Source organism: Streptobacillus canis (genome assembly GCF_009733925.1).
Classification (GTDB): Bacteria; Fusobacteriota; Fusobacteriia; order Fusobacteriales; family Leptotrichiaceae; genus Streptobacillus; species Streptobacillus canis.
In genome coordinates this window covers 1-15,214 of sequence record NZ_WOEI01000032.1, presented here as the reverse complement: position 1 = coordinate 15,214, position 15,214 = coordinate 1, and the positions used below count along the sequence as shown (strand labels likewise).

16 protein-coding genes are annotated in these 15,214 nt (G+C 23.2%); 2 read left to right on the top strand and 14 right to left on the bottom strand.

Annotated features, from left to right (window positions below):
* Positions 1-296: 296 nt before the first annotated feature.
* The 13 genes from GM111_RS07395 to GM111_RS07335 all read right to left on the bottom strand — a co-directional run bounded on the left by GM111_RS07395 (position 297) and on the right by GM111_RS07335 (position 12,654).
* Complete coding sequence (locus GM111_RS07395; RefSeq protein WP_156300466.1) at positions 297-1,517, bottom strand: hypothetical protein; 1,221 nt, start codon at positions 1,515-1,517, stop codon at positions 297-299.
* The gene (locus GM111_RS07390; RefSeq protein WP_156300465.1) at positions 1,518-1,949 is read right to left on the bottom strand and encodes a DUF2185 domain-containing protein; all 432 of its coding nucleotides are present in this window, start codon (positions 1,947-1,949) and stop codon (positions 1,518-1,520) included.
* Between the two features lie 90 nt (positions 1,950-2,039).
* Positions 2,040-3,056, bottom strand: a complete 1,017-nt coding sequence (locus GM111_RS07385; RefSeq protein WP_156300464.1) for a hypothetical protein — start codon at positions 3,054-3,056, stop codon at positions 2,040-2,042.
* Positions 3,053-3,640 (bottom strand): 4Fe-4S single cluster domain-containing protein, encoded by a 588-nt coding sequence (locus GM111_RS07380; RefSeq protein WP_156300463.1) that lies wholly within the window; start codon positions 3,638-3,640, stop codon positions 3,053-3,055. Before GM111_RS07380 ends, GM111_RS07385 begins: the two co-directional genes overlap by 4 nt.
* On the bottom strand, positions 3,637-5,484 hold the full coding sequence (locus tag GM111_RS07375) for an AAA family ATPase (protein ID WP_156300462.1): 1,848 nt from the start codon (positions 5,482-5,484) through the stop codon (positions 3,637-3,639). The genes GM111_RS07380 and GM111_RS07375 overlap by 4 nt, the downstream gene beginning before the upstream one ends.
* Positions 5,481-6,263, bottom strand: coding sequence for a hypothetical protein (locus GM111_RS07370; protein WP_156300461.1), 783 nt, complete (start codon positions 6,261-6,263; stop codon positions 5,481-5,483). The genes GM111_RS07375 and GM111_RS07370 overlap by 4 nt, the downstream gene beginning before the upstream one ends.
* A gap of 833 nt (positions 6,264-7,096) precedes the next feature.
* Positions 7,097-7,456, bottom strand: coding sequence for a YkvA family protein (locus GM111_RS07365; protein WP_197034529.1), 360 nt, complete (start codon positions 7,454-7,456; stop codon positions 7,097-7,099).
* 1 nt (position 7,457) lies between these two features.
* Positions 7,458-8,381: a WYL domain-containing protein gene (locus tag GM111_RS07360; RefSeq protein WP_156300459.1), complete on the bottom strand. Its 924-nt coding sequence runs from the start codon at positions 8,379-8,381 to the stop codon at positions 7,458-7,460.
* Positions 8,382-8,594: 213 nt separating this feature from the next.
* On the bottom strand, positions 8,595-8,987 hold the full coding sequence (rpsI, locus tag GM111_RS07355; protein ID WP_156300458.1) for a 30S ribosomal protein S9: 393 nt from the start codon (positions 8,985-8,987) through the stop codon (positions 8,595-8,597).
* 12 nt (positions 8,988-8,999) lie between these two features.
* The gene (rplM, locus tag GM111_RS07350; protein ID WP_156300457.1) at positions 9,000-9,434 is read right to left on the bottom strand and encodes a 50S ribosomal protein L13; all 435 of its coding nucleotides are present in this window, start codon (positions 9,432-9,434) and stop codon (positions 9,000-9,002) included.
* Between the two features lie 164 nt (positions 9,435-9,598).
* Positions 9,599-10,609: a type I glyceraldehyde-3-phosphate dehydrogenase gene (gene gap / locus GM111_RS07345; protein WP_156300456.1), complete on the bottom strand. Its 1,011-nt coding sequence runs from the start codon at positions 10,607-10,609 to the stop codon at positions 9,599-9,601.
* A gap of 258 nt (positions 10,610-10,867) precedes the next feature.
* Entirely contained in the window at positions 10,868-12,388 is a 1,521-nt protein-coding gene (locus GM111_RS07340; protein WP_456243027.1) for an IS1634 family transposase, read from the bottom strand.
* A 32-nt stretch (positions 12,389-12,420) separates the two neighbouring features.
* A complete protein-coding gene (locus tag GM111_RS07335; protein ID WP_156300454.1) occupies positions 12,421-12,654 on the bottom strand; it encodes a hypothetical protein in 234 nt (77 codons plus the stop codon).
* Between the two features lie 212 nt (positions 12,655-12,866).
* Here GM111_RS07335 and GM111_RS07330 point away from each other — a divergent pair, with 212 nt between their 5' ends.
* Both GM111_RS07330 and GM111_RS07325 read left to right on the top strand, forming a co-directional pair.
* Positions 12,867-14,027, top strand: coding sequence for an IS30 family transposase (locus GM111_RS07330; protein ID WP_156300453.1), 1,161 nt, complete (start codon positions 12,867-12,869; stop codon positions 14,025-14,027).
* Positions 14,028-14,121: 94 nt separating this feature from the next.
* Positions 14,122-14,625 (top strand): hypothetical protein, encoded by a 504-nt coding sequence (locus GM111_RS07325; protein ID WP_156300452.1) that lies wholly within the window; start codon positions 14,122-14,124, stop codon positions 14,623-14,625.
* Positions 14,626-14,914: 289 nt separating this feature from the next.
* Here the strand turns inward: GM111_RS07325 and GM111_RS07320 are convergent, their stop codons facing one another.
* A complete protein-coding gene (locus GM111_RS07320) occupies positions 14,915-15,133 on the bottom strand; it encodes a hypothetical protein (RefSeq protein ID WP_156300451.1) in 219 nt (72 codons plus the stop codon).
* Positions 15,134-15,214 lie beyond the last annotated feature (81 nt).

Below are 15,214 nucleotides of genomic sequence, written 5' to 3'. Positions count from 1 at the left end.
ATTATGATAGATTTAGAAAAAAAGGTTTAGAAAGAACTAAGCTAGAATTTGCAATGTATGCTTTAGGGTTTAATTTAAGAAAATATATAAATGATATTAGAAAAAATAGAGAAAATATAAATTTATACAAACTTAAAGAAGTAATTGCATAATCTTGAATTTAACTTTTTTTGATATGAGGGTACAACCCTCAATTTAGTGTTGTATAAAAATATGGATTTTAATAATAAAATATATTATTTCAAAAAAAATTGGAGAATTCTAAAAAATTCTAGAATTCTCCGTTATTTTTTGAGCTATTTCGGAACAGCCCCTTTTTCAATTATAACGTATTCATTATCTTTTTGATAGTCATTTAATGACTTATATTGTCTTTTTTCACCATTTTTTTTTATTGCAATAACATAGATTATATTATCTGATGTTCCATGCATTTCAAGCTTATCTTCTTGTTTTGCATATTTTTTACCGTCAGAAATTAATATATGATTTTCATCAAAAAAACCAATAATTTTTTCTTGTTCATCTTCAATTAATATTAAATTACCTACAGGTTTTTCATTTATAAAATTAGTGATTAATTTACTATTTTCATTTATTTGTTTTATAATTTTAATTACTTTACCTTTAAAGTATGTTATATGTTGATTAAAGAGTGTTGTTTCTCCGTCTAATAAATCATTTTTATAATTTCTAGTTTCTATTAAATTATACATATTATAAATAGAAGTACCTTCTCTTTTTCCTTTAATAAATGAAATTTGTTTAGTAACATTTGGAAAGGTAAGTTTAACATTACCAGTAATTTCATTATTTATATAATTATACTCGATTGTTGCATCATTTATTTGAATTTTCACAGGACCTTGTTTTAAATTATTTTCTTTTTTAACATTTCCTTCTTCTAAATACATATAGATATTTTCTAAAAATTTTTCTTCTATTGGAGTTATATTTTCTATATCAAATAAATATTCATAATATTTAATATCTCCATTTTTATTTACATATTTAATATCTCCTAAATTTATACCTTCAAAAAAAGATAAATAAATTTTATCACCGTTATTTTTATTTATAATAACCTGACCATTAATTAATTCATCTTCTTCTTTATATGTAATTATTGAATCATCTGTTTTCATTTCAAAATAACCATTTTTATACATTCCCATATAACCTGTACGAGTAAGCTCTTCAATATATTCTAGTTGATTTCCTAAAACTTCATTTTGAAAATATGAAATTTCTCCAACAAGATCATTGTTTTTATAAATTTTTTCTATACCGTGTAAAAGATTATTGAAATAAGTCCCTTTAAGAGTAAGATTAAGATCAGGATATTCTAAAATATACTCTCCATTTTTTAAATGGTTTATATATGTTCCTTTTTCAATTGAACCATCTTCTAATTTATCTATATATTTTCCCTGTTTGAAATTATTTATAATATTTACTTCTTCTAATGGAAATATTATATTTTGTAAAAATATTAATGTTATCAAAAATTTTTTCATTTATTTATTTTCCACCTTTACTAATCTTCCTTCTTCATTAACTCTAAGTTCTGTTCCGTAAGGAGATTTTAGAATTTCTTTTACATTTTTATCAAGATTACAGATTATACTTAATTTATAGACTCCAAAATTATCTGGATTTTTTAAATAATTTTCATCTTCATCACCTGCAAAAAATCTCCATCCACTATCATTATTTCCTAATTTTTCTTCTTGTCTATAACAATATCCAACATTTTCACCATCAACAGAAATACGGTTTGAAACTATACATCCTTGGCCAGAGTTAATATTCTTATATAAAAAACCTAAAATTATTAAAATAACTATAAGTATAATTAGAATATAAATATATATTTTAGGTGTTTTAAAAAAAAGTAAAGCTAGTGTAGCTATAAATACTGAAATAGCTCTATAAAACCATTTATTCATAAAAATTCCTCCAACTTATTAAGTTGTTTAAGATTATATCATATTTTAAATCTTAATCCAAATAAACGATAAAAAGATTTTTAAATATCATCATTTTACATTATGTTCTTTATAGTTAAATAGATATTCTATTATTTTTTTCTTGTTGTTAGATGTTATAAATATCAAATTATATAAATTATCTAATATATCGATTATTTTTTTTACCCCCTTAATACTGTAACTTTCTAGTAAAGTATTATTTTCACTATTTATTAATTCTATTTTTAATTCATCATTTTCCATAAGTTCTATTGTTAATTTGTGGGTTCTTTCTAATAATATATTTTGATTATTATTTATAATCTCATTGATATCTATTCCTAAAAATTCAAAAAAATCATATATGTTTTGAATTGCAAGGTCATATTTTACTAGTTTAAGATAATTTATTTTTCCTAATTTAGTGTAGACATTTTTTAAATCTTTATATTCTCCAGTTAATTCATATCCATTTTCTTTATATTTTTCAATCTCAATTAGTTTCTCATTTTGTACTAAATAATTAAATAAAAAAGATTTTATTTCCTTTTCACTTTTATCATTAAATTGGAATAATCTCATTTCATTTTTAATTAATTTTGTATTTTGAATTAATGAAATGAAATTAGAACAAAACTTAATTATTGAATCCATATCTTGTGTCACTAATATTTTAGATATTGCATTTGTATAACTATATTCATATATTGCTAAATGTCCATTTTTATCAATAAATATACAACAATTGTTATAGTTTTCATTTTGATTTTGTATGTATAAATAAGATTCGTTTTGATAATCTATATTTAGTAAATTTAAAAATTGAAAAACTCCTTGGCAATTTAAATCATTTTTAATTAAAGATGAAAATATTTTTGTTCTTCTTGCTCTTCTTAATGTTATAAAAAGGTCTTCATATGCTCTAAAAATTGACTCTTCATTTGTTTCAGCAAGACTTGGAATTTCATCGACAGCTCCAAATTCATATAAATCTATATCAGGCATATAAAGTTTTTTTACAATTATTTCTTTAATTTCATTTTTACCCTTAGTATTTAAATCAGCTATTCTTATTATATTTTTCATTTTATTATTCCTTTCTTTAATGGGTATCCATTAATAATTAATTCTTTATCTTTTAATCTTATTTCTAAACTACTAAGTTTTCCTTCGAAATCTTTTATGCTATAATTATTTGTAAAAAAATGAATATTTTGATTAGAAGATCCTATCCATCTTCTTTTTTTATCTAAATTATTTATTTCAAATGGACCATCTATTAATACATCAATTATTTTAAAAAGGGTATCTATTTCATTTGGTAGCATTTTTTCTAATTCAGATTTATAGTATCCAGAAAATACAATATTAGTTAATCCTAGACTTTTAACATAATTTGCAATATTAATTAAACCATATATTTGAAGTATAGGTTCTCCACCTAAAAATGTCACTCCTTCAATATTATATTTTTCTTTTGCGTTTAATATTTTTTGACAGATTTCATCAATAAGGAGAATATTCTTTTTTTCTATTTTTAATAATTTTGTATTACAGCAACCAATACATCTTTTAAGGCATCCTTGAAACCAAATACAAAATCTAACCCCAGGACCTTCACTTTTAGTTGCTTCTATATATGAGTATATATTTATTGTATTTTTATTCATTTAATTACCTCAAAATTAAATTTAGATTCTTTTTTATTATATTTAGCTAAAATTATTGAATTAGATATATCATTTTTAAAAAGGAATATTGATAAAGGATCAATTAGATATTTCTCCATATCATTTAATGCTCCTCTTGCCCCATAATTAATGTTTGAATTACTAACTAAATTATATAGTGTATTGTCAATATTCTTTATTTCTATTTTACTATTTTCATATTTTTCTTTTAAAAATTTATTAATATTTTCTATTTTACTTTTTACTATTTCGATGAATATTTTGTAATCAGTTATAAAATTGAATGTTATGATATTATCTAGTCCAATTCTATTTAATATTTCAGGTCTTTTTAAAATGTTATTAAAATACTCCACAACAGAATTTTTAAATTTGAAGTTAGAGTCAGATTCGTTTGAATCAATTTTATCTGTGCCTATATTTGATGTAAAGATTATTATACTTTCTGAAAAATATACCGTTTCTCCTTTACCATCAGTCAATCTACCATCTTCTAATATTTGTAAAAATTTATCTAATATTTTATTATGAGCCTTTTCTATTTCATCAAATAATATTACTGAAAAAGGTTTTTCTTTTATTTTATTTGTTAATTGACCACCAGCTTCATATCCAATATAACCTGGAGGAGCACCTATTAGTTTTTGGTCACTATGTTCAGAGTTGTATTCACTCATATCAAATCTAATACATGATTCTTCATCGCCAAATACAAACTCTGCTATTGATTTAGCAAGTTCAGTTTTACCAACTCCTGTAGGACCAACAAAAAAAAGAATTCCTTTAGGTTTTTTATTTGATAAGGAATGACCTATACCAGAAATTCCAGTATATGCTTTTACTAAAATATTTCCGACTTTATCTATTGCTTCATTTTGACCTTTAACTCTAATTTTTAAAATTTCTTTTATTTTTAATAATTTATTTTTATCTAATTCATTCCATGCATTTTTTAAGCAACCATATTTATATTGACTGAGAATATCTTTATATGATTTATTGAGATTTTCTTCTAATTTTGTTAAAATTCCAATTTGTTTCATTTCTATTAAACTCATACCATCTAAACTATCTATAAATTCATTTTCTTCAGACGTTTTTATATTAAAATTATATCTTTTTTTATCAAAATATTCTCTCCTAATACTTCTACTTGGAAGAGGAATGAATATTTTACTTACATAAGGATTATTTAAATATAAATCTCGAGGTATTGTAGATAAATTATCTACATTTATAATAATTTGAGAATTTTTAAAATTATATGTGGCATTTATTAAATTATAATATATTCTTCTTTCAAATTCATTTAGGACTTCATCAGATCTTATTTTACCAAATATTCCATCTCCAACTTCAATAAAATAATTTATGGGGATTAAATCTTCTTTTGAATTATTATAAATTAGTGCTGCAAAATCTGAAAAATTTTTAAAATCTTGTTTTACAATATCCATATTTGTCATATTGTTTTCAACTGGAATTGAGACATTTCCATTAGTTTCAAAATTATTTCTTCTATTTCTTACATTTGTTTTAACAACTATTAGTCCATTATAAAGACTATATCTATCTTTATTTACATTAGATATTATTTCATAAATTATTGATTCATCTAATGTGCCAAAATCTATTCCTGTTAAAAAATTATATTTTATTGTTTTTTTTTCATTTTTTTCTAATATATCTAATGCTTTTTTTATGTTCGCAGTATAATCAAATTTATCATATACATAATCATGAATATTTCCATAAAGTATTATCATTTTTTTAATATTTAAATCATGTTTATAGTTTTTTAACCATTCTACCAATTTTATCACTTCTCCTCATATAAATTTTTATTTACTGTTTCAATATGTTGATAATTAGGAAGCCCTTCATATTCGCCTACTTCTAAATTTAAATTATATAAATTATTTGCTGTTTCTAAAATTTTTTCTACATCACTTAAACAAGCGTCTCCTTCATAATTTTCCATCTTGTATTCTATTTTTTCATCTGTTATCATACAATCTAAAAATTTACCTGTATTTTCAGAATAAATAATTAAGTTATTGGTATTTTCATCATAGCTAATTTCATTAATTATAAAGCCATTTAGTTTTAATGATTCTATATATTGATATGCTAAATCTAATTTATCAATCAATCTATTTATTTTTAATTTAGTTATTTCAACATAATTGTTTGCCTCTGTTATATTTTTACAAGTTTTCTTTTTATCTTTAATTTCTTCTAATATTTTTTCGAAATATATTTTTTCATTATCAAATATTTTATTAGAAATACTTTTATATAGATTATCTAATATCATTATAATTTCTTCTTCTAAGTTTGAGATTAAATATTTTTTTCTAATATGACACATAATATCAAGTGCTTCTTGGTATTTCTTAAAAGAAATAAACTTTAATATCTTAGATAAGTTAAGAGATTCAATAGTTTGAATGTTAGTGTTTAATTCATCTAATAATATTTTATATTCTATTTGAATTTGTTGCTCAAACTTTATTTTTTCATTTTTAAGTCTCAATTTATTAGTTATATTTCCTGATTTATCATCTATAATAATTCTAGGAACTTTTATAATAGAACTCATAAATAACACTCTCCTTTCATATATAGATTCTACACCTTTTTTTTATAAATAGATAAGATATAAAAAAATTTTTTAATCTATATTTGATATATTTTTTAGTGTATATCTATATATCTAAATTTTAGATATAGCTGAATAGAAAATGTTATTTTTCTTCAATATTATTTCCTTATTATAATTTAATTTAAAAATTTTTTTAATGTCTTGATATATTATTTTTATCTAAATATTTTTCTTTTATTTCATTAGTTATTGCTAAGACAAAACTCCTTTTTCAGTGTATATGCTTTCTTTTTGTTATTATATTAATATTTTAAAGTATTATAAAAATTATTGATAAGAGATAAATGAGTTTATATCTTTATTTTAGATATTTGTACCCAAAAGTTTATATTATATAAACTGATTTTATTATTCTACAGGAAATAAGGAATATATTAAAATTTATATATTTTTATTGATTAATATTAAATATTGCAAATTATATTAAATAAAATAATAGTCCATTAGAGTTACAGAAGTTATTTATTGACCATGGATATTATGGAATTTATATTTAGAAATATTATTAATATCAATAGTAAACACAACAGTTAAATATATGACATCAATATGTAATGAAAGTTAAGAGAGGTGAAAATTATTAATAGAAATTTCGATATTTGTTAAGTGATTTAGTGAAGAGTGGGACTTGATATAATTGATAAAATAGAGTTGGAAAAGATAAATTTGATTTTAGAGGTCATGTTTATCACTCCTTTTTATTAATTTTGTTTGGTAATTAAATTATACAGAAAAAAAGGTAATACAGGATTTAATCCTGAATCACCTTTTTATTTATTCTCTTTGTATTTTTTATATTTATTTAATGTTTCTGTTATTTTTGATAAACATAATTTTATTATTGTGATATCATCTACAAATCCAACAATTGGAATAAAATCAGGTATTGCATCCAAGGGCAATAGTACATATGAAATAGTGGCTATTATGATTGTTAAATCTAAACTTGGAATATAGAAATCTCCATTATAGTATTCTTTTATTATTGAAGTTAATATTAAAAAATCGTTTTTCATATTTCCTAGAAATACAGTTTTCTTTTCTGCTTCTTTTATTTTTTCGTATTCTATTTCATCTTTTTGTAATTCATTAAATAATTCTTCCATTTTTTCTGTTTGATTTTTATCCATATTATAATTCACCAGTTTTCTCATATAGTTTTAAGGTTTCTTTTAGTTTCTTTTTAAATATATTTCTTAATTCTATTGGCTCAAGTATTTCAACTTCATTATAAAACTGTGAAAAATATATTTCAGCATGTTTTATACTGCAATTGAATTTAATTGTAGTATTTTTTAAATCCTCAACATTAAAATAAGGCCTATTAACTGAAATATCTTTTAATATTTTTTTACCTTTTTCTGTAAATTTAGCTATTACTTTTATATTTGAAAAATTTAGGAAAGGGCTGTAATTTAAATATATTTCACTTAGTACCTGAATTAAGGACTCATCTTTAGATAAATCAACTGCTGGATATAATGATTGACTTACTTCTAAAATTTTATCAATTCTAAAATTAATAAAATTATCTTCGCTATTTTCATCATAAGCTAATAGGTATAAGTGTTGCTTTTCTTTATCTTCCTTTATATCTATTGGTGTAACACTTTTGTTTTCGTTATTATATATGAAATTTACTTTCTTATTTTGTGTTTTGGCTTCTTTTATTTTATTTATAATTTTTCCATAGATTATTTCTTTTCTTTTAGAGTTGCTTTCATTAAAAAATGTGTAACACATGTCTCTAAAAAACATAGATTTTTCATTTTTTGAATTATATCCATGTTCTTTGGTTACAATTTCTATAATTTTATTGTATAGATTTTCATCAATATTAAATTGAATTTTTCCACTTTTTTTATTTAATTCTTCGATAGGGGTAGTTTTAATTAGTTCTTTTTTTACTTTATGAGAACTATAATAATTTAATAAAATTAAAAAAAATTTATCATAAGATATATCTAATAATCTTATTTCAGAATTTATATTTCTTTCTTCTTCATTTGTAACTTTAAATGAAACTTTTCGATTAGATTTTTCGTATTCTATCATAATTTAACCTCTTTCTTAATTATAAAAGTTGTCAAAATACTTATAATTTTATACTTTTATTATACTATATTTTTTAATATTTAACAAAAAAAAGTTTAAAACTTAGGGAATTCATAAATTTTATTTCGTTATGAATAAAAATATAAATATAATAAAAAGGCATAAATACTAAGTTTATGCCTTTTATTGATTTTTGTTTTATTGTTAATAATATTAACGTTTTGAGAATTGTGGGCTTCTTCTTGCTTTTTTCTTCCCGTATTTTTTTCTTTCAACCATACGTGAATCTCTTGTTAAGAATCCAGCTTCTCTTAATCCAGCCTTTAATTCAGAATCATTTTCTACTAAGGCTCTTGAAATACCTAATCTAATAGCTCCAGCTTGACCAGTATTTCCTCCACCATGAACTGTAACCATTACACCAAATTTATTTAATGTCCCAGTTAATTCTAATGGTTGCTCAACTATTTTTGCTAATATTTCTCTTCCAGCAAAAAATTCTCTCATTTCTTTTCCGTTAATTACAACACCTGTTTGACCTGGTATTAATCTTACTCTTGCTACTGATGTTTTTCTTCTACCTGTTCCTAAAAATTGTTTACTCACTTAAATACCTCCCTATATTTCCATTTTTGTAGGTTTTTGAGCTTCATTTGAATGAGTTGGTCCTACATTTAATTTTAGTCTGTTAATCATTTGTCTTCCTAATTTGTTTTTAGGTAACATTCTTTCAACAGCTTTTCTTAATACATCAGTTGGTTTTTTAGCAAGCATTTCTTCTAATGTTCTAGTTTTTAATCCTCCAGGGAATCCACTATGTCTGTAATATTTTTTATCAGTTAATTTTTTACCAGTAACTGCTATTTTTTCTGCATTTACTACAACAACATAATCTCCTCCATCAACGTGTGGAGTGTAACTAACTTTATCTTTTCCAATTAATTTTTTAGCAATTTCTACTGCTAATTTTCCAAGTACTAATCCTTCAGCATCAACTAAGTGCCAATTTCTTACTACTTCTTCTTTTTTTTGCATTTTTGTATCTTTATTCACTTCTATCCTCCTAATTTTTTTGTGAATAACGGTTCCTTTGTGGGAAAGGAAATTTTACTATATAAGTATATACTAAAAAGTTTGATTTTGTCAAGACTTTTTTATCTTTTTAGCAAATAAAAAGATGCTTCACAAAGATGTGAAACATCTATATTTTAAATATCTTATTTAGATAAATTAACAATGTAATCTAATGTTCTAATTAATTGTGCAGTATATGACATTTCATTATCATACCAAGATACTGTTTTAGCTAAAGTTTTTCCATCAGCTAATTTAAATACTTTAGTTTGAGTTGCATCAAATAATGAACCAACTTTTAATCCAATTATATCAGAAGATACTAATTCTTCTTCAGTGTATCCAAATGATTCATTAGCTGCCGCTTTCATAGCTGCATTAATTTCATCTTTAGTAACATCTTTATTTAATATAGAAACAAGTTCAGTTAATGAACCAGTTACTACAGGAACTCTTTGTGCTCCACCATCTAATTTACCAGCTAATTCAGGTATAACTAATCCTATTGCTTTAGCTGCTCCAGTTGAGTTAGGAACTATGTTAGCTGCCGCCGCTCTAGCTCTTCTTAAATCTCCTTTTCTATGAGGTGCATCTAAAGTATTTTGGTCTCCTGTATAAGCATGTATAGTTGTCATTGTTCCTGCTTCAATTCCAAATTTATCTGATAATACTTTAGCCATAGGTGCTAAACAGTTAGTTGTACAAGAAGCTGCTGATACTACAGTTTCTGTTCCATCTAAAATTTCATGGTTAACATTGAATACTACTGTTTTTAAATCTCCTTGTCCAGGTGCTGAAATAACAACTTTTTTAGCTCCAGCTTCTATATGTGCTTCAGCTTTTTCTTTTTTTGTGAAGAATCCTGTACATTCTAATACTACATCTACACCTAATTCTCCCCAAGGTAAGTTTTTAGGATCTGCATCTGCGAAAGATTTAATTTCTTTTCCATTTACTACAAATGCTCCTTCTTTAACTTCTACTGTTCCATCAAATCTACCTTGAGCTGAGTCATATTTAAATAAATGAGCTAAAGTTTTAGCATCTGATAAATCGTTAACGGCTACAACATCAAAATTAGGATCGTTAATCATTAATCTTAATGCTAATCTTCCTATTCTTCCAAATCCGTTAATTGCTACTTTTACTGCCATGTAAAGTACCTCCTAAATAATTTTAATTTACAACCAATTATATCATATAATTTTTTTCATTTCAATAGGACATATTTAATGGAGTTTTTTGTTTTTTAAATATTTATAAAATTAAATGTTTAAGAAAAATTGGGATAAGAATAGGTACTTACTTGATTTTTATTTTATCTTAAGTTTTACAGGTAAAATTAAAAAAATAGGGTTCTAATATTAGTATTTACTACTGTTTGAGCCCTATTTAAATTTCCAGTTAACAGGTTACAATTTCTTCCTTCTTTGCTTATTTTCTCTTGTGTTTGCAAGTAATTGCTTTACTGTATTAGGTGTATGATATTTTTTTATATCACCTAATCTAAATTTATTATATAAATCTATTAAACATTCATTAGCATCAGTTATATGTACATAATTATGTTCTTTTAATGTTTTCATAATTTCATCTATAGAATATTTGTTTTTTAGTTTTTGTCTTATTAACATTATTATTAATAAAGATAAGAAACATGTTAAAAAATGTCCATCAATAGCTTCATTTTTAGATACAAAAATAGGTCTTGCTTTTAAAACTGTTTTTGTAGTTCTAAATATATGTTCTATTTGATATTGTTTAGAATACGTTTCTAATATATATGAATCAATATTTTCTTTAGGATCTAAATTAGTAACTATTAATGAGAATCCATCATATTTAGCATCTTCTTTTATAGAATTTTCATCCAATTCATATTCTTTTAAAGTTTCTAGATTACTTTCAACAATTTCACCAGTAAGAGCATTAACTATTTGAATATTTTCTTTTACAAATTTGTTTCTTTTTTGTATTTTCTTTTCCATTTTGTTTTGATTTTCTAAATTATCTTTAGTTCTTTCTAAAACTTCTTCTCTATTATGTTCTAAAAGTCTTTTATATTTAGGAGAAAAGAAGAAAATATATCTTTCATCTAAATTAAGATTTCTTTTAACCTCTTCATTTTTTTCATTAATCGTTGTTATTACTCTTTTATTTTTAGCTATAGAGATACCGTATGTATATACTTTATTTCTATCAGTATCATTATCTTTATTAGCAGCTTCAATTAAAGTAGTTTTAATAGTCTTTTCAAATATTGCTTTTAAATCTGCATTCATATTTTTAATTCTATCTTTAATTATGTAACTACTATTTGTTGTTAATATTTCAGCTATATTATTTGAAGAGATAAGTCCAGCATCAGCGATAATGACACTATTTTTAAAGTTGTATTCTTTTTTAGCTTCTTCAATAAATGGTATTAAAGTAGAAATATCTGGAGTATTTCCATGAAAAATTTTGTAAGTTAAAGGTATACCATTTTTATCTGTAACTAAACCCATCTGTACAATAGGCTTACCATTATTTACTTTACTATATCCATATTGAGCATATTGTTGTTCATCATTAATATCAGTATACATGTAAAAATTAGTAACATCATAATGAGTAAATGATTTGTCTATATTAAAATTGTGAGATAAAAATTGATGAACACCATTTAAAATTTTTGTTTTGTTTTCAGAAAAAACTTTTAAAGCTCTATATATGTCATGTAATTGAAATTTGAATTTATCAGGCATTTGTTCAATATATTTTATATTATCTAATTTAGAACTTTGAAAAAGTATTCTAGTGTATACAAGAAACCTTAATACTTCAGCAATAGAGTAGTGTTCTTTATTTTTAAGTTCGTAACATGTATTTGAAATGTTAAGTTTTTCAAATATATCTGAAATGAATAAAGTTCCTAGATTCTTTCTAGAAATTATATTGTTAATATCAAAATTTTCATCTATATTTATTTCTTTCCTATTAAGTTTTTTTCGATTTCTTCTTTTTTATTTAATTCATCGATAAGAGCATTGAAGTATTTTATTTGCTCTTCATTAAGTTTATCTTGACCACTTACAGAGCCAAGTTTTGAGTAAGTTTTAGTTACTAATTTTCTAGTTTTAGGATCTCTATATTTACGTTTAGCGTAAACGTGTATATTATTTTTTGTTGGGACTATTGCTAAAAACATTGAATTCAACTTACTTTCAAAATTTATTATTATTAAAATTATATCACATTGTAACACAATTGTTAAATAAATACTTCACAAAAAAAGAGTTGTATTTGCAAGCCTGAGAGGTGTTTTTTTAAGTTAGGTTGTAAAAGTCACGATTGCATAGTGTAAAAACAAATACACAAAAGTCAAAAATATCAAATGCACAAATTTGTTCAAAAGAAAGATTAATAAAAATGAAACAAAATTTAAAATATGAAGATAGAATAAGATTAGAATTATACATAAGAGAAGGTAAAACAATTACAGAAATAGCAAAAATATTAGATGTATCATATCATACGATAATGAGAGAAATTAGAAATAGAAGGATTTTAAAATTTAACGATAAATCTATAGGCAATCATATAGAAGATGTAGAATTTCATATATGTGATTTATTAAAGAAACAACCAATAGTATGTAATAAATGCCCTAGGTATCAAAGTAATACTTGTAGTTATGATTATGTAATTTATGATCCTAAAATAGCACAGGAATCATATGATAGAAATAAGAGAACAAGTAAAGGTAGTAAACAAGAAAAACTATTACCTACAATACAAAAAGGATTAAAAAAGGGACAACCAATAACACATATACTCAGTTATCTAGAGATGGAATATGAAGAAAAAATTTCTAAAAAAACAATATATAACTGGATTGATAAGGGGATTATTAAATACAATAAAAAGAAAATAAAGAAAATGAAAGAAGAAAATAAAAAAGAAAGTTATCAACTAATTAGTAGAAAAGAACTTCTAAGTGGCAAAGAGTATAAAGATTTTTTAAAATATGTTGAAGAAAACAAAAATTGTACAATATGTGAATTAGACTTAGTACATGGAAGTAATGTAAATCAAGTAAAAGGGTATTTAATGACTCTATTTATAGCTAATAAACAACCACAAAGTATAGTTAAAATATTTGATTGGTTAGAAAAAAGAATAGGGCATAGAAATTTTAGAAGATTATTTGGACTCCTGTTAACAGATCAAGGTAGTGAATTTTTAAAATTCGATGCTATATGTAAAAGTGTATATGATTCCTATACAAGTAGATGTAAAATATTTTATTGTGATCCTAAAAGTCCAAATCAAAAACCACATGTAGAGAACATACATACTTTATTAAGAAGATTTATACCAAAATCACGTGATATTGATAATTACACACAAGATGATATAAATTACATAATATCAAATATGAATAGTTTATATAAATCTAAATATAAAAATAAATCCCCTATAAAAATGTTTCTAGAAATATACCAAAAATTAATACTAGAAAAATTAAATATAGAGGAAATAAAATATGATGAAATTGTGATTTCTTCATATAATCCTAAAACAAAATAATTTTAACATAAAAATTACTTTGATATAATAATATTTTGTGCATTTATTTTATAAAATGTTACAATAGTTAAAATAATAAAGTTTAGGAGGAAAAATGAAAAAAACGTTATTAGTATTAGCAATTGTAGCTGGTTTGACTTCATTTTCAGCAAAAATTACAGGTCCAAAACATAAAGTTGAAGGAGGAGTAGGATTGACAATTCTTTCACCAACATTAAATGTAAGTTATACTCCGGAGTGGAAAGCTGAAATAAATAGAAATTTTGACATTACATTTGGACCGGAGCTTTCAGTTACTGGAGATACTTATGTGTATCCACCAGCTTTTGGCGGAGGAATGACAGCTAATGTTGGGTTTGAAGTAGATTTTAATGTTAAAGTAGAGGGTACAAAAAATAAATTTTACGTAGGATTAGAAACAGGAACAGGAGTAGGAATTGTAAAAGTAACAAATAATGATACTTCTCTTATATCTGTTGTACCTAATTTTATAGGAAAAGTTACCCTAGGTGGAAAAATAAATGATAAATACAATGTAGGGTTTTATGCAGGGTATGGAAAAGGTATAGTTGGATTTGAAGCAGGTTATACATTTTAAATAATTTTTTTGATTTTTAGGCCAAAAATTTTGGCCTTTTTCTTTTTAATACTGAAAAAATTTTAATTTTAAATATTCCCAAAAACCTTGTTTTTAAATATTTTTAGACTGAGAGAAGTGATTTGACTTTTGTATTTTTTGAACATATAATAACTATAAATTAGTAAAGTTGAAGGAGCCCAACTATGATTTGTCAAGTATAAATTAATAAAAATATAGTTGGATAGGTTATCAAATTTTAGACATAACAAAATTAGCACTAAATGATGTGCTTTTTAAACAATATTAATTATCTTAAAGATTCAGGATCAAAGGCAACATTATCCTTAAGGATTTTAAATATAACATGAATTAACTTTTTAGCAACATGACCCAAAGCAGAGTAATGTCTTTTACCTTGATTTCTTTTTAATTGATAATATTTTGCAAATGTATTGTTTAAAAGTGAAATTTGCCAAGCAGCATTAATTAAAGCATATCTTAATAATGCTGGTCCACGTTTAGACATTCTAGTAGATTATTGAGCATTAAAATTACCAGATTGTCTAACTGTACAATCAAGACCTGCATATGCAACTAATTTAGCTGG